Origin of the sequence: Halomonas sp. ATBC28, from assembly GCF_005937175.1 — a bacterium.
Taxonomy (GTDB): Bacteria; Pseudomonadota; Gammaproteobacteria; order Pseudomonadales; family Halomonadaceae; genus Vreelandella; species Vreelandella titanicae.
In genome coordinates this window covers 42,963-58,580 of sequence record NZ_VCQL01000006.1, presented here as the reverse complement: position 1 = coordinate 58,580, position 15,618 = coordinate 42,963, and the positions used below count along the sequence as shown (strand labels likewise).

15 protein-coding genes are annotated in these 15,618 nt (G+C 53.8%); 14 read left to right on the top strand and 1 reads right to left on the bottom strand.

Annotated features, from left to right (window positions below; all coding sequences use genetic code 11):
• Positions 1-201 precede the first annotated feature (201 nt).
• The 11 genes from E0L35_RS08250 to E0L35_RS08200 all read left to right on the top strand — a co-directional run bounded on the left by E0L35_RS08250 (position 202) and on the right by E0L35_RS08200 (position 11,484).
• Positions 202-1,941: an HD domain-containing phosphohydrolase gene (locus E0L35_RS08250; RefSeq protein ID WP_138800034.1), complete on the top strand. Its 1,740-nt coding sequence runs from the start codon at positions 202-204 to the stop codon at positions 1,939-1,941.
• Between the two features lie 134 nt (positions 1,942-2,075).
• The gene (locus E0L35_RS08245) at positions 2,076-3,092 is read left to right on the top strand and encodes a substrate-binding domain-containing protein (protein ID WP_138800033.1); all 1,017 of its coding nucleotides are present in this window, start codon (positions 2,076-2,078) and stop codon (positions 3,090-3,092) included.
• Positions 3,093-3,178: 86 nt separating this feature from the next.
• Positions 3,179-4,162, top strand: a complete 984-nt coding sequence (locus E0L35_RS08240) for a sugar kinase (protein ID WP_138800032.1) — start codon at positions 3,179-3,181, stop codon at positions 4,160-4,162.
• A 64-nt stretch (positions 4,163-4,226) separates the two neighbouring features.
• Positions 4,227-5,201 carry a D-glycerate dehydrogenase gene (locus E0L35_RS08235; protein ID WP_138800031.1) on the top strand — a complete coding sequence of 325 codons (975 nt, stop codon included), beginning with the start codon at positions 4,227-4,229 and terminating at the stop codon, positions 5,199-5,201.
• On the top strand, positions 5,198-5,890 hold the full coding sequence (locus E0L35_RS08230) for an HAD-IA family hydrolase (RefSeq protein WP_138800030.1): 693 nt from the start codon (positions 5,198-5,200) through the stop codon (positions 5,888-5,890). Before E0L35_RS08235 ends, E0L35_RS08230 begins: the two co-directional genes overlap by 4 nt.
• 285 nt (positions 5,891-6,175) lie before the next feature.
• Positions 6,176-7,174 carry a TRAP transporter substrate-binding protein gene (locus E0L35_RS08225; RefSeq protein WP_138800029.1) on the top strand — a complete coding sequence of 333 codons (999 nt, stop codon included), beginning with the start codon at positions 6,176-6,178 and terminating at the stop codon, positions 7,172-7,174.
• On the top strand, positions 7,174-7,716 hold the full coding sequence (locus E0L35_RS08220; RefSeq protein WP_138800028.1) for a TRAP transporter small permease: 543 nt from the start codon (positions 7,174-7,176) through the stop codon (positions 7,714-7,716). The genes E0L35_RS08225 and E0L35_RS08220 overlap by 1 nt, the downstream gene beginning before the upstream one ends.
• Positions 7,713-8,987: a TRAP transporter large permease gene (locus tag E0L35_RS08215; RefSeq protein ID WP_138800027.1), complete on the top strand. Its 1,275-nt coding sequence runs from the start codon at positions 7,713-7,715 to the stop codon at positions 8,985-8,987. Before E0L35_RS08220 ends, E0L35_RS08215 begins: the two co-directional genes overlap by 4 nt.
• A gap of 33 nt (positions 8,988-9,020) precedes the next feature.
• A complete protein-coding gene (gene kduI / locus E0L35_RS08210) occupies positions 9,021-9,851 on the top strand; it encodes a 5-dehydro-4-deoxy-D-glucuronate isomerase (RefSeq protein WP_138800026.1) in 831 nt (276 codons plus the stop codon).
• 24 nt (positions 9,852-9,875) lie between these two features.
• Positions 9,876-10,628, top strand: coding sequence for a 2-dehydro-3-deoxy-D-gluconate 5-dehydrogenase KduD (kduD, locus tag E0L35_RS08205; RefSeq protein ID WP_138800025.1), 753 nt, complete (start codon positions 9,876-9,878; stop codon positions 10,626-10,628).
• A gap of 61 nt (positions 10,629-10,689) precedes the next feature.
• The gene (locus E0L35_RS08200) at positions 10,690-11,484 is read left to right on the top strand and encodes an IclR family transcriptional regulator (protein ID WP_138800024.1); all 795 of its coding nucleotides are present in this window, start codon (positions 10,690-10,692) and stop codon (positions 11,482-11,484) included.
• Positions 11,485-11,537: 53 nt separating this feature from the next.
• On the opposite strand, the gene E0L35_RS08195 is transcribed toward E0L35_RS08200, so the two are convergent.
• Complete coding sequence (locus tag E0L35_RS08195) at positions 11,538-12,746, bottom strand: amino acid deaminase (protein ID WP_138800023.1); 1,209 nt, start codon at positions 12,744-12,746, stop codon at positions 11,538-11,540.
• A 113-nt stretch (positions 12,747-12,859) separates the two neighbouring features.
• Here E0L35_RS08195 and E0L35_RS08190 point away from each other — a divergent pair, with 113 nt between their 5' ends.
• The 3 genes from E0L35_RS08190 to E0L35_RS08180 are packed head-to-tail and all read left to right on the top strand — an operon-like array spanning position 12,860 to position 15,601.
• The gene (locus tag E0L35_RS08190) at positions 12,860-13,723 is read left to right on the top strand and encodes a MurR/RpiR family transcriptional regulator (RefSeq protein WP_009287708.1); all 864 of its coding nucleotides are present in this window, start codon (positions 12,860-12,862) and stop codon (positions 13,721-13,723) included.
• A gap of 1 nt (position 13,724) precedes the next feature.
• Positions 13,725-15,212, top strand: coding sequence for a D-aminoacylase (locus E0L35_RS08185; protein WP_138800022.1), 1,488 nt, complete (start codon positions 13,725-13,727; stop codon positions 15,210-15,212).
• Positions 15,209-15,601, top strand: a complete 393-nt coding sequence (locus E0L35_RS08180; protein ID WP_022524043.1) for a RidA family protein — start codon at positions 15,209-15,211, stop codon at positions 15,599-15,601. The genes E0L35_RS08185 and E0L35_RS08180 overlap by 4 nt, the downstream gene beginning before the upstream one ends.
• Positions 15,602-15,618: the final 17 nt, after the last annotated feature.

Genomic DNA, 15,618 nt, shown 5'->3' with positions numbered 1-15,618 from the left:
TCAAACACAAACAAAAGTTATCAAATCATTACAAATGTCTCTTAAAATAGATATAAATCGGTTTGCAAACTGGAGCGAAATAATAGCTAATCGACACAGGAAAAATGTCCTATCATGGTAGAAGTGACAAGCAATAGAAGCATATAGCAGTCACCACCAAGTCGATATAAATTATAACAAAATAAATACGGTGGGTTTTATATGATTATCGATACGGCGAACCAAAATACCACTGGGCAGATAATACGCTCACTGCTAAAAAAAGAGCATGCTATTTCTATCTTTTCTAAAGAAGCAGCCTACGCCATAGAAGCGAAGGCAATTAAGATGGAGCTGGATACCGGAAAAATAACCTTAGCTATTCACTACACCGGAAATTCGCTTTCTCCATATTTTAAAAACGAAACTATTTGCTTTGACATAGAGGCTTCGCACCCTTCACCTGGTATAGAAGAAGAAATTTACAACATTGAGCAAGTACCTGCACACGTCATTAAGATAGATGCCTGCACTTACCATCTTGAGTGTCAGCTTCCCAACTCTATTTTTGCTTCCGATAATAGAGGTGCTCTACGCGTTCCTTTTATTCTTGGTATGCATGCACGTGTGCACCTTGAAGTCTTTGCTCATGAGCTTAATGTGGAAGGAAAAGTGCGTAACCTTTCAGTGGGCGGCTGCATGGTGTATGTCAGCCTCGAAGACAGCATGGCCCTTAGCGTTAACCAGACGCTGCCAGAGGTAACACTCGAGTTTCCAAACGGAGAAACATTCAATACTCAGGGGCGTATTCGTCATATGCGCCCTTTTGGAAGCCACGACTACGCGGCTATCGGTATTGAGTTTATTAATATGACAGCCACAATGACTGAAACACTTTTCCATTATGTATCGGAGTCTGAGTTCGAAGCCGCTTTTCGTTCAGGGCTACAAAATAGCAATTCACGTGCTAAGTCGCGGCTTTTCATCGCAGATGCCAAAGAGAAGAAAATGCAGCACAAAGAAGAGCATGATCAAACCAAGAGTAGCCAACGATCTCCTCTGCTACGCGGTGTTCTTGAAGTCGCTCACCAGCTACAAGTCATGTTAATGTTTACTAAAAACAAAGACTTATTTCCAGAAGAGAGCCTCTATGAGTGTGTCGACAGCCTTCTTTATATGGTCACTCAAGACCGAAGGGGGCTTCAGTATGCGCTGGCTTTTTTGCATGATGAACCCGAGTGGGTTCGCCATGCCATACAAGTGAGTAGCCAGCTAGCGATGATCCTGATCAGTCGTGACCCACACGCGCCACAGACACGGGAAACAGTAGCGGGCGCCCTACTACACACCATGGGTAAACCACTGCTGATTAGCGAACAGCTCCCCTCACTTAAAATTCGCATGTCTCCATCGCAAGCCGAGCTACTCAAAGAACATGTTGTTGCACTGAATAACAAGCTAACGGCACTGGGCTGGGTCGCCAGCCCAGCCTGCCATGACATTATCCTCAATGCCAACGAACGGCTCGATGGCAGCGGCTATCCAGCAGGAAAGCAGGCTGCAGAGTTATCCGAGCGTGTTCGATTAATCAGTGTTATTAAAATAATCAATAAATTAACCCATGAGCGAAATGGTCAGCATCCGCGGCAACCTCTTGATGCCTACCGCTGGGTTAATAACTGCCCAACTATTTATGAAAAGTCATTACTTGTAGAGTATATCCAACACTTTGGCTTATACCCTATCGGTAGCTTAGCAAAATTTTCAAACGGTTTTTTAGCATGGATAATGGATGTAGATGCAAAGGGAATGCCGTGTAAAGTTAACGTAATTAAAAACCTCTCCTTTAGAGACACATCTATTGACACGGTTCTTGAGAATAGTGATTTTACTCAAATTGGACGCCTTGAGGGCACGGTAAACCCCACTGATTACAATATTCACATGGTTAGTCACCCTTAGCGGCTCGCACGCCGTTGCTTTTGGCCCAGCAAACACCCAAAATTGAGCTGTTCGCATTCCGTTAATCACAATGTAACGGCCGACCCTTTAACGCAAAACGCTATTTATTTAAGCACTCTATTTTAAAGTACACTATGCCACCTACGCCGCGCCGTTCCACCATTCTTGAAGTAGCCCGCCTCGCTGGTGCCTCTAAAACCAGCGTGTCGCGCTATTTTGGCGAAGAGCGTGATCGGCTCTCGCCCTCACTTCAAGCGCGCATCGCCCATGCGGCAGGTACCCTTGGCTACCAGCCAAATCAAATGGCACGCGGGTTAAAAGGTGGTCGTTCTAAATTGTTAGGTATGTTGGTGGCAGATATCCGCAACCCATTTTCAGTGGCTATCACACATGGTGTAGAGCAAGCGTGCCGCCAATACGGCTACTCATTGGTAGTATGTAATACTGATAACGACCCAGAACAGGAGCGCCAGCATTTAGACCTGTTGGGTGCCTATCAGGTGGAAGGTCTCGTGGTAAATGCATCCGGCAGCCCTGAACGCCAACTACATACTTTCATCAGCCAGGGGACACCCATTGTGCTGCTAGACCGCGAAGTCGATCATGTGGAAGCGGAGGTGGTTGGACTCGATAATCACCTGGCGATCGATATGGCGCTAGAACACTTGGCCGATCAGGGCTACCAGGCCGTACTGTATGTCAGCGAAGCTCCCCAGCAGTCAAGCACCCGACAAAAACGCTTGGCCCGCTTTAACCACACTGCCGAGCAGTTGGGGCTTATTCATTCATCCTCCCTGCTTGCTAACTCAGATGGCACTGCAACGCTTCAAGCACTAAGCGACTTTTTAGCCGCCCACCAACAGCACGCTTGCGCTGTCTTGTGCGGCAATGGCACTGCCACCCTAACCGTGACCCGCCTGTTTCAGCAGTTGGACTTACCGCTTGGCAAGGTAGGCTTGATGGGGATTGATGAACTCGATTGGTGCGCTTTGATCTCTCCCGGCATTACCACGCTTGCCCAACCCACCGATGCAATGGGTAAAACGGCTGTTCAATGCTTGATGCATCGCATTGCTCCCCACGTATCATCAATGCCAGCGGCGCTGAGGTTTTCACCTACTCTGATCGAACGAGGTTCTACTCAACGCTAATTTTTTTAGTCGGTGCTAAAAAATTGCCACAAAAATGGTATCGTTCCCATTGGATGATAATGAACAACTCGAAGAGATTACTGACTATGCCCCACTCCTTCTCTAACCCACCAGAAATTCTCACCTTCGGCGAAGCCATGGCTATGTTTGTCGCTGATTCACCAGGCGACTTATCCGGCATTGAGCGATTCCACCGCCGCTTGGCAGGCGCCGATAATAATGTCGCTATCGGCCTCTCCAGGCTGGGTTTCCACGTGGGCTGGTTAAGTCGAGTGGGAACCGATAGCTTTGGAGGGTTTATTCAGGCGGCATTAACAGCGGAAGGTATCGATGATCGCTATATTCACGCCGATGCACAGCACCCCACCGGGCTGCTCTTTAAAGAACGTGCCCAGAACGGCGCCGACCCGCGAGTAGAGTATTTCAGACGTGGCAGTGCCGCCAGCCATCTCACTATTGACGACGCCCGGAGTGTCGACTTTCAGGCGCTTAACCACCTTCACGCGACGGGTATTACCCCAGCGTTATCTGAAAGCGCCTGCCAGCTTAGCCATCATTTGATGGAAGAGGCCCGCGCCCACGGCGCTAGTATTTCCTTTGACCCCAATTTACGGCCGTCACTTTGGCCCAGTGAAAACGTTATGCGGTCGACCCTTAATGAACTCGCAGGTCGCGCCGATTGGGTGTTGCCTGGGCTTTCAGAGGGCCAGCTTCTCACCGGGCAGAAGACGCCTTACGACATAGCAGGCTATTATCTGGATCAAGGTGCCTCGGCTGTGATCATCAAGCTGGGCCCCGAAGGTAGCTATTACCGTGGCAACCTGGATGGGCAAGAAGAGAGCTTTACAGTGGCCGGTTGCCACGTTGCTGAGGTGGTGGATACCGTAGGTGCAGGCGATGGCTTCGCCGTCGGTGTCATTAGCGCCCTGCTTGACGGAAGAACGGCGCGTCAAGCCGCCCAACGCGGCAACCTCATTGGCGCCCAAGCCATCCAGGTAGTGGGTGATATGGAAGGTTTGCCTAATCGCGAGCAACTATTAGCGCTTGAAGTCGACCAGCCCATTGGCTAATCGCCACACACTATTTTTTAAATAGCAGGTTTTAGATAACAGGCTTTTCACCATGGAGATAACAATGAAAAAACGTCTAGTGATTCAAGGACGACTCAGCGACGCTCAACAGACTGAACTTAGCGATTTGTTTGAAGTGGATGTGTTGCCGAAAACCAGCTCGCTTGATGCCCCTGAAAATCGCGCTCTATTAGCGGAGACACACGGCATTATCGGTTCCGGCTTAGCCATTACCCCCCAGTTGCTGGACGCAGCGCCCAACTTGAAAGTCATCGCGACCATCTCGGTTGGCTACGACAACATCCCGGTTGATGAACTGACTAAGCGCGGCATTATGCTATGCAATACGCCTGATGTGCTTACCGAAACCACTGCTGACACCGGCTTTGCGTTGATCATGGCCGCGGCGCGCCGGGTGGTTGAACTAGCCGAGTGGGTCAAAGCGGGCAAATGGCAAGCCAGCATTGGCCCGGCACTATTTGGCAGCGATGTGCATGGCAAAACCCTAGGCATGGTGGGGTTTGGGCGCATCGGTCAAGCCGTTGCCAGGCGCGGAGCCCTGGGCTTTGGTATGCAGGTGCTCTACTCCAACGCTTCACCCAAGCCCGATTTAGAGAGTGAGCTTGGTGCGCAGCGCCGCGAACTCAACGAGCTATTGGCTGAAGCCGATTTCGTCTGTGTCACTGTGCCGCTTACCGCCGAGACCGAGCATTTGATCGGTGCCCAAGAGCTTGCGCTGATGAAGCCTTCAGGCATTTTTATCAATATCGCCCGCGGCAAAGTCGTCGATGAAAGCGCCTTAATACACGCCTTGGAAACCAGCGTTATTCAAGCAGCAGGGCTGGATGTATTTGAGCAGGAGCCACTACGCGCTGCGTCACCGCTGACGAAGATGCCCAATGTGGTCGCCCTGCCGCATATCGGCTCTGCTACCCATGAAACCCGCGACGCCATGGCCCAGCGAGCGGTGGATAATATTCGTCTAGCACTCCAGGGCGAGCGACCTATCAGCTTAGTCAATGAGGAAACCTATCGATGAAGGACACCGCCACGTCCCCTTCCGCGCCCCCCTCCACGTCAATATGCTTACTGTTCGATTGCGATGGCACCTTGGTGGATAGCGAAATACTGCTTGCCGAGGTGATGGGGGATATTCTTCCCGAATTCGGCTTACCCTTTTCAGCGCGTCAGTATATGGATGAATTTCGCGGGGTGCGTTTCCAGACGATCGTCCAAACCCTGGAAAAGCGTTTTCAAACATTAGCAGAAGATGCATTTTCCCAGCTTGAGGCAGGTATGCGGGCGCGTATGGAAGCCCGTATGCGTGCCGAGCTGGTGGCGATTCCTGGTATGGTCGCCGCACTGGAACAGTTAAGTAGCCACCCCAAGGCCGTGGTCTCTAATGGCCCCGAGCGCAAAATTCGCTGTGCGCTGGAAAGCACCGAACTAGGCCATCACTTTGCTGACAAGCTCTTTAGCGCCTATACCCTCAATGTCTGGAAACCCGACCCCGAGCTGTACCGTAAAGCTGCCGCCGCTATGGGCCATGCTCCTCAGCAGTGCGTGGTGATCGATGACGCGGCGGTGGGTGTGGAAGCGGGGCTAGCGGCGGGCATGCACGTGATTCACCTCAACCACTTCCCTAATGAAGAACTCACCCCCGAAGGGGCGATTGGTATCCACCACGCCAGCGAGCTTCCCACCGCCATTGCGCGCCTACACTTCTGATCGCGGTTGCTTGGTTAACTGATTAACCGCCGCTAATCAACTCTCCAACGCCCGCCCTCGACAGGCATGTTTCCCGTGCCTGCCGACGACACCGCCTGCGTGCTTATAACCCCCTCTCTCTGTACTGAAAATATGCATCGCGACCAATGTCGCATAGCCCAAGCATTGACCTACACAGTAATGACGTTAAGTTTGGCCTTACATCAAATATAAAAAAAGATTTTATATTTGAGAAACAACCATCGCATCGCAACAAGAACATCACAATAAAACGGAGAGCCTTCCATGCGCCTAACCCACTTAATGATGGCCAGCCTCGCGATTGGCTTCACCACGTCGCTTCAAGCTGCCGATTTCACCTTCAAGTACGCTCATTCGCAAACCGATGAGGCGCCGCGCTCTGAGTCCATGCGCTACTTCAAAGAAGCGCTGGAAGAGCGCAGTGATGGGCGTATCGCCGTCGAGCTCTATTTCAATGGCACCCTGGGGAAGGAGGAGGACGTACTTCAGCAAGTCCAAATGGGGCTTATTCAGGGCTATCGCGGTGGTTTGTTTGCCCAAGCTAACCCCGCCTATCTGATCTATACCATGCCGTTCCTGTTCACCACGCCAGAACAGGCTATTGACGTGATGGAGGGCGAGCTTGGCCAGGCCATTAATGAAGGCGCACGAGAAAGCCAGCTGCATATACCGGTAACCGGCGTTGCAGGTGGCATGCGCCAGTTAACCAATAACGTTCGCGCCGTTAATCAAGTTGATGACCTCCGTGGCTTGAAGATTCGCACCCCGCCACTGGCACCCACGCTGCGGGCATTTGAAGCGTTGGGAGCATCCCCCCAGCAAGTGCCTTACACCGAGACCTATATGGCGCTGCGCACAGGCGTGGTCGATGGGCAAGAAAACCCGCCCTCCAATATCGCCGATATGAAGTTCCATGAAGCTCAGGAGTACATGTCATTGCTGAACTGGCAAATCCATCCTGATCCCTTCTTTATCAGCGCCCAGTGGTACGACCAGCTACCTGAAGAGCTGCAGTTGATCGTCGACGACGTCGCTCAGGAGACGATGACCCGCTCCAACGAAATTTGGCTAGCCTCCGAAGCCAACTACCTCGAAACACTGGGCGAGCACATGAGCATTAATGACATCACCGACGAACACCGCCAAGGCTTCGTAGATGCCGTCGTTCCTGTCTGGGAGCACTTTGTTGAGCGTGGTGACTTTAGCCAGGAGCAATTAGAGCAAGTGCTCGCACTGACTGATCAAGCCGAGGTACTGGAGTAATGAATCCACCTCCACTGGCGCAGCCGATGGCGGAAGATACCGCCTTGATGCGGGTAATGCGCCGCTTCGCTAGCCTGCTGGAAAATCTGATCGCCGCATTAATTGCGGCGGTTTTCCTGCTCTGCTTGGCACTGGTGATACTGCGCTACGTATTCAGCATTGGCTTTGCCGGTGCTGAAGAGGTGATGCGTTTTCTCTTTGTGTATTCCACCGCACTGGGGGCATCGGTCGCCATTTTGCGCGGCGAGCATATCCGTATCAGCGTGCTTGTGGATGCACTGCCTTCGGCAATAGCCGTCTGGCTGAACCGCTTACGCCACTGTCTTGTGATGCTATTCAATGGCTATTTGGCATGGCTCAGTATCAGCTGGATTGGGCAAGTGGGCCGTTTCCGCTCCGCCGTGCTGGATGTGCCTAATTGGGTAGTGCAAATCAGTGTCCCCATTGGCGCGCTACTGGTCATTCTGTTTTCCTTGGCGGTGCTAATGGGTGGCGAGCGCCCCTCAGCTCAACGAGAAGGCGCGCAGGAGGGCCAGGCATGATTTTACTGCTTGTTAGCCTGATGGTGCTGCTGTTGATTGGGGTGCCCATCGCTTATTCCCTAGGGCTTTCGGGGTTGGTTTACTTTTTGATCATGCAACCAGGCTTGATTGGCGTGCTGCCCCAGCGGGTACTGTCCGGTATGGATCTGTACACCATGATTGCCCTGCCGCTGTTCATTTTGATGGGGCTGGTGATGAACGCCTCAGGCATTACCGCTCGCTTGATCGACTTCTGTTTGATGTTGGTAGGCCGTTTTCCAGGTGGGCTGGGGCACGTCAATATCTCGACATCGATGATCTTTGGCGGCATATCGGGCTCTTCTGTGTCTGATACGGCGTCGGTGGGTTCCGCCATGATTCCTGAGATGGCACGCAAGGGATACAGCGTAGAAACCGCCAGCGGTATTACCGTGGCATCTTCCACCATGGGCATGATCATCCCTCCCAGTGTGCCCATGGTGATCTACGCTGTTACCGCGCAGCAGTCTATCGGCACCATGTTTATGGCGAGCCTTGTGCCAGGTTTACTCATTGGCCTGCTGATGATGGGCATCATTGCGCTAATGGCCGGTCGTCAAGGCTACCCCCGTGCCCACGCAGGATTAAACCCGCAACAGCGCCGCCAGGTGATTCAGCGTGCGGTACTCGCGCTATTAATTCCTCTGTTTGTAGTGGGTGCGGTGGTCGGCGGTGTCGCTACAGCCACTGAGTCCGCCGCGTTAGGCGTGGGCTATGCGCTGTTTCTAGCCTTGGTGGTATTTAAAAGCCTCAAACTGCGTGAACTGCCCGCACTGTTTCGCTCTGCCGTAATGACCAGCGCAACGGTGATGATCATTATTGCCATGAGCCAGCTGTACGTGTGGATTCTCTCGATGGAGCAGATTCCCCAGCTGTTGGCAGGCTTTTTAGGCGGGCTGGATCTTACCCCGATATTGCTCCTGCTGGTGATTGCAGCTGCCGTGCTACTGATCGGCACCTTTATTGATGTGACCCCCGCGATTTTGCTGATTACCCCAGTGGTGCTGCCGGTGCTTGCCCTGGCCAATATTTCACCTGTGCAGTTTGGTGTCCTGTTGATCAGTGGCTTGGCTATTGGCTTGGTCACGCCGCCGGTGGGCATGTGCCTGAACGTCTGCTCATCCATCACAGGCCTCTCGATTGGGCGTATTTTCCGCGGCGCCCTCCCGTTTCTGCTCGCAAACCTCCTGGTGATGCTGCTGGTCATTACCTTTCCGGCTATCACCCTGTGGCCGCTCACGCTGTTCTCGTGAGCCCATTTACTTTTACTATTAAAGGAAATTCATATGGATATTCGCCAAGCGCTTCATAGCGATCATTTTAAAACCCTCGATACCCAGGGCCTGCGTGACAAAATGCTGGTCACCAAGATTATGGAGCCTGGGCAACTGTCGCTAACCTATAGCCACGTCGACCGCATTATTGTCGGTGGCGCGGTACCCACTGATTCGCCGCTTACCCTGAGCGGTGGCAAAGAACTTGGCGTTGACTATTTTCTAGAGCGGCGGGAAATGGGCGTTATTAACATTGGCGCGCCCGGGCGCATTACTGTCGACGGTGAAACGGTCGAGCTGGGCACCCACCACGGCTTGTATATTCCCAAAGAGAGCCGTGAAGTCAGCTTTGAGAGCCTCGATGCGACCAAGCCTGCGCGCTTTTATATCAACTCAACGCCTGCCCATGTACGTTACCAGCTTCGCCATATCCGCCCGCAAGATGCCTCGCCCACCACCCTTGGCGACCCCGAAACCGGCAATGTGCGTACCATTAATAAGTACCTACATACCGATGTACTGGATACCTGCCAGCTCTCCATGGGGCTTACCCAGTTAGAGCCCGGCAGTATGTGGAACACCATGCCCTGCCATACCCACGAACGGCGCATGGAAGTGTACTTCTACTTTGACCTGAGTGAAGACGATGTGGTGTTCCACCTGTGTGGCGAACCCCAAGAGACCCGGCATATAGTGGTCGCCAACGAACAAGCCGTGATTCACCCCAGCTGGTCGGTTCACTGCGGCTTTGGCACTCGCCGCTATACCTTTATTTGGGGTATGTGCGGTGAAAACCTGACCTACGATGATATGGACTTTATCGCTTCTAAAGAGCTGCGCTAAACCACTACTCAGGGAGAGTGACCAATGACACTATTTTCGCTGAACGACCAAGTTGCCATGGTGACTGGTTGCAACAAAGGGCTGGGCCAGGGAATTGCCATTGCACTGGCACAGGCGGGTGCCGATATCGTGGGGGTCAACCGCAGCCCTGCTGATGACACCCGCCAGCAGGTCGAGGCCCTAGGGCGCCAGTTTTACGACATTACAGCTGAGCTGGGCAGCCAAGCGCCTAGCGAGATTGTCTCACAGGCGATCGCGCAAGCGGGCAAGGTGGATATCCTGGTCAACAATGCGGGGATTATTCGTCGGGCAGCAGCCGTTGAATTTTCAGAGCAAGATTGGGATGACGTCGTTGATGTTAACTTGAAAGCCGCTTTCTTTCTCGCACAGCAGGTTGCCAAACACCTTATTGAGCGCAAAGCACCGGGCAAGATCGTCAATATTGCTTCATTACTGTCGTTTCAGGGCGGCATTCGTGTGCCCTCCTACACCGCCAGCAAAAGCGGCATTCTCGGTCTAACGCGCCTGCTCGCCAATGAGTGGGCGGGCCATGACATCAACGTTAATGGCATCGCCCCTGGCTATATGGCCACCGACAACACCCAAGCATTGCGCGACGATCCCCAGCGCCATGCTGAAATTCTTGGCCGAATCCCCGCCGGACGCTGGGGCACGCCAGAAGACTTAGCCGGCGCTGTGATATTCTTATGCTCCGATGCCGCCCGCTACGTGCATGGACATACCCTGGCGGTAGACGGCGGCTGGCTGGCACGCTAACCAAGCGTTTTGGTTAACGCCACGATCAACGAGCGATTGGCAATCACGTAAGGGAGCTTGAATGAAGGAGAAGGCTGAAACGCAGTACCACGCCCCTGCCTTAGAGAAAGGGTTGGATATTTTGGAGCTGCTTGCCCAATCTCCCCAGCCGCTAAGCACCCAAGCGATTGCCGAACAGATCGGCCGTAAAACCAATGAGATGTACCGCATGCTGATGGTGCTGCGAGATCGTGGCTACGTCAGCATGGATGATAGCGGTAGCCGCTATCAGCTAACGCTAAAGATGTTTGAGATGGCCCACCGCTTCCCGCCCACCAAGCGGTTAGTACAGGCCGCACTACCGCGCATGGAAGAGCTGTGCCATGAAATCTCCCAGTCGTGTCATCTTAGTGTTGCTCGTCCTGGCCATCTATTGGTAGTGGCCCAGTACGAAAACCCCGACAAGATGGGCTTTGGGCTGCGTCTGGGGGCCAAAATCGATATATGCGGCTCCGGTTCTGGGGCCGTCATGCTGGCCTTTCTGGATGAGCCACGCCGGGAGCGCATTCTCGCCGCCAGCGATGCAACGCAACAAGAGGTTGACCGAACGCGGGCGCTATTTGATCCGATTCGCCAGCAGGGCTACCACGTGGGGCCAAGCCCTCAAGTCCAGGGGTTAACGAATATCAGCTTCCCCGTCTTTGGGGTTCATGACGTTATCGAAGCCGTTATCACCATCCCTTATCTCACGCTGATTCCAGAAGCGATGCATCGGGAAGTCCCCAGCATCGATCGCTGCCGGGAACAGCTAAGGGAACTGGCAGACGCCCTGACACTGGCTATTGGTGGGCGCCTTCCAGCAGGTACGACGAGCTAAATGATGTTCTCTATAACGGCGCTCTCTATAACGGTTTTCTCAATAACAGGGCGCTAAAAGTAGGTCGCCATACGCTCTTTAACGTTTAGTTGATCATCCACTAACAATATCTGGCGCCATTTATCGAAGGTTAAACAAGGATGAGAGGCGCCAAAGGCGACAATATCACCGACCTCGACATCTTGAGCCCCTTCCGGAAGGCGCGCAAAGGTGTGCTGATCCATAATTTTTGTCACCTCCCAGCCAGCAACTGACATTGACTGAGAGGGCTCACCGGCTTCCCGGAACCGACGCAGGGCAATAGGTAGCTGGTCATGACCGATATCACGCTTACCTAGCGCCACTATGGCAAGCCCAGGTTCGGGAAGCGACTGTACCTGAGCAAAGACTTCCAGGGCAGGCTCAAGCCCCTGCTGCAAATCCGGCCGGCGGCCTAATACCGCTGATTGCGCTTCACGATAAAGCCCATGGTCGTGGACGATGTAGCAACCTGGGCGTAGCACGGGGGTAAATCTTCCCTGAAGCGGTGCGCCCTGAAAGGCCTCCGCAATCACATCATACCAGGCGGAACCTGACGCGGTGACAATAGGGTTCTCTTCAGCAAAGCGTCCAGCAGCTTCGAGCTCTACGGCAACATCCACCAGGTAGTTAGCATAGGTACGAATACCAGATTCGGGATTATCCCCGTGAACCACACCCTCATAGCCCTCCAGGCCCACCAGAGAAAGTGCTGGCTCATTAGCAATCGCCTCCGCCAGCGAAAGAATTTGCTGCTGATTGCGGCAGCCACAGCGGCCACCCTCCACGCCTATCTCAATAAGCACCGATAACGTCAAGCCCCGCTCAGCAAAAAAGCGCCCGAGCTGGCGCGCGTTCTCATGGCTATCGACCACACAGTAAAACGCAGCGCCCTGTTCGATCAGACTGGCGATAATGGCCATATTTGCCTGACCCACCAGTTGGTTGGCCATCAATATTCGGGTAACGCCATTGGCGAAAGCCGCACGACACTGGGGTGCAGTGGCAAGGGTAATTCCCCATGCCCCTGCCTGAAGCTGACGATGGAAAAGCGCGGGCGTCATGGTGGTTTTGCCATGGGGCGCCAGGCGAGCACCGTGAGCCTCTGCGAATCGTTGCATCCACGCTACGTTATGAGCCAGTGGGCCTTCATGCACCACGGCGGCGGGAAGGCTGACACCTGATAGAAGGTTTGATCCCAATTCCTCACCGCCTTTATCCATCGCTAACGCCATTGTCTGCATTCGCCCATATCCTCTTTTTTAATAAAGCATCTATGTTAGATACTTTCACAACTATTGACTTAAGGTTAGAAACTAACATACTTTTTAAATCAGGCAACCATTAGGAGTCCACGGTGAGCCAGGAAATCGACATCTTGTCACGTATTACCACTGACTTTGCTGCCTTGCGTGAAGCTGAAAAAAAAGTCGCCGAGCTGATATTTGCTGACATCGAGTTTGTCACCGAAGCGAGTATCGGTGACATCGCCCAGCGCGCCGGAGTAAGCGATGCCAGTGTCACCCGATTTGCACGCGCTATCGGCTGTACTAACGTGCGCGACTTAAAAACGCGCTTAACACGCGCTTTAGCAGCAGGTCGCCGTTTTATACAAGAAGCGACACCCGAAGACAGCTCAAGCGTGGTGTATGACATTGCCACGCAAACCCTCGCGCTTAACCGTGATTTGCTCGCCCAGGCCGATGTGGCAGGCGCTGTCGAACAGCTGGATAAAGCGCGCCAGATATTGGTATTTGGCGCAGGGGGCGGTTCCAGCATTCTCTGCCAAGAGTTTCAATTCCGTTTAGTTCGTCTTGGCTATGCGATCTGCGCTTACCCTCAAGCACTCTTACCCCGCATGGTAGCGTCAACCCTTGAGCCAAATGACGTAGTGGTTGTGCTATCGGTCACTGGCTATACCCCGGAGATGGTTGAGTCTGCACAAATTGCCAGGCAGTACGGCGCAAAAGTGATTGCCATCACCGCCCTGAATTCTCCTTTAGCCGATACATCCGACATTGTGCTCCCAATTACCTCGCGGGAAACCGACTTCATCTATCACCCTTCAGCTTCCCGCTACGCCATGCTGGCGGTCATCGATGTGTTAGCGCTTGAACTTGCCATGCGCCACCGTGAGCGTTCACGGACTAAATTGCGTCGTCTCAAGCTTAGCCTCGATGACCATCGCGGTGGAGATAACCGCCAGCCACTAGGAGATTAAGATGGTTTACGACCTGTTGATTCGTAACGCCAACGTACTGGATGGCTCCGGCGCAGCCCATTTTCGTGCCGATGTGGCTATTCAAGGCGAGCGTATCTGCGCCATCGGTGACATGCCCTACGCCACCGCCACCACCATTATTGACGCCCAAGAGCGCTATCTGGCCCCTGGTTTTATCGATGTCCACACTCACGACGACACCAATGTCATTCGTACCCCAGAGATGCTGCCGAAGCTGACACAAGGAATAACGACGGTGGTGGTGGGTAACTGTGGGATCAGTGCGAGCCCCGTGACACTCACTCGCGACGTACCCGACCCCATGAATTTACTGGGCAAGCTAGAGGACTTTCGCTACCCAAGCTTCAGCGCCTATGCCAATGCCGTGGACGCTGCCGCACCCAGTATTAACGTCGCCGCCTTGGTGGGGCATACGAGTCTGCGCAGCCAGGTGATGGACAGCTTCGCCCGCCCTGCCACTGCTGAAGAAATTGCACAAATGGAAGTGTTGCTAAGCCAAGCGCTGGATGAGGGAGCCCTAGGGCTTAGTTCAGGGCTTGCCTATCGTAACGCGATACACGCGCCGACCGCCGAGATGGCCCCACTGGTGGCAGCCGTTGGCCAATCAGGCGGCGTATATACCACCCATCTTCGAGATGAGTTTGCGGGCCTGCTGGGTGCCATGGACGAAGCATTTTCCACCGCTCGCAATGGCCAGGTGCCTCTGGTGATCTCGCACCTTAAATGCGCCGGCGCTGGCAATTGGGGCGGTGCAAGCAAGGCACTGAGTAGACTGGAAGCAGCCGCCCAACACCAACATGCCCATTGCGACTGCTACCCCTACACCGCAGGCTCCTCCACTCTCGACCTGGGCCAGGTAACGGACGAAATAGAGATCACCATTACCTGGTCGACCCCTCATCCGGAGCAGGCGCGTCGCCCGTTAAAAGAGATCGCCGCCGAGTGGGGGATATCCCTACTAGACGCTGCTAGGCAGCTACAGCCGGCGGGGGCGGTTTACCACAACATGAGCGAAGCGGATATGCAGCAGGTGTTAGCGCATCCGCTCTCCATGGTCGGTTCCGATGGATTACCGAACGACCCGCACCCCCACCCACGCCTTTGGGGGGCGTTTCCGCGTGTGCTGGCCCACTACAGCCGCGATTTAAAGCTAATGCCGCTGGCCGAAGCGGTGCGCAAAATGACCAGCCTTTCAGCGGCTAATTTTGGCTTAACGGATCGCGGTGTAATTCGGGTAGGCGCCTATGCAGACCTCACCCTGTTTGATCTCGCGGTGTTGGAAGATACGGCGAATTACGAAGTCCCGATTGCGGCGGCTAAAGGCATCGACTTGGTTGTAGTGAACGGCAGCATCGCCTATCACCAAGGCGAAATTTCAGACCAGCGCGCTGGCAGGATGCTGCGCAGAACAGAGCGCATTGCTCAATCGATCCCCACCTTTCAACCCAACCAGGAGAAAACATCATGAGCATTACACGATACGGCACGGAAGGTGGCGTAGGCACCGGCGGTCAGAAGCTGCCCTTTGCCCGCGCCGTAGAGGCAGGTGGCTGGCTATACGTCTCCGGACAAACACCCATGACCGACGGCGAAGTCGTTGAAGGCGGCATTGTTGAGCAGACCCGCCTCGCCTTCGATAACTGCCTGGCCATTATGCAAGAAGCAGGTTTCGGCGTTGAAGACGTCGTGCATGTCACCACCGTGCTCACCGATGCGCGCTATTTCACCTCGTTCAACAAGGTGTTTAAGGAGGTCTTTGGCGACAACCCACCGGCACGCATCTGCAGCGTTCAAGACTTGGTGGTGGATTGCAAAGTAGAGGTTGACGTGAAGTGTTTCAGAGCGGATCGCGTTTAAACACCGGCTCTAAAAAA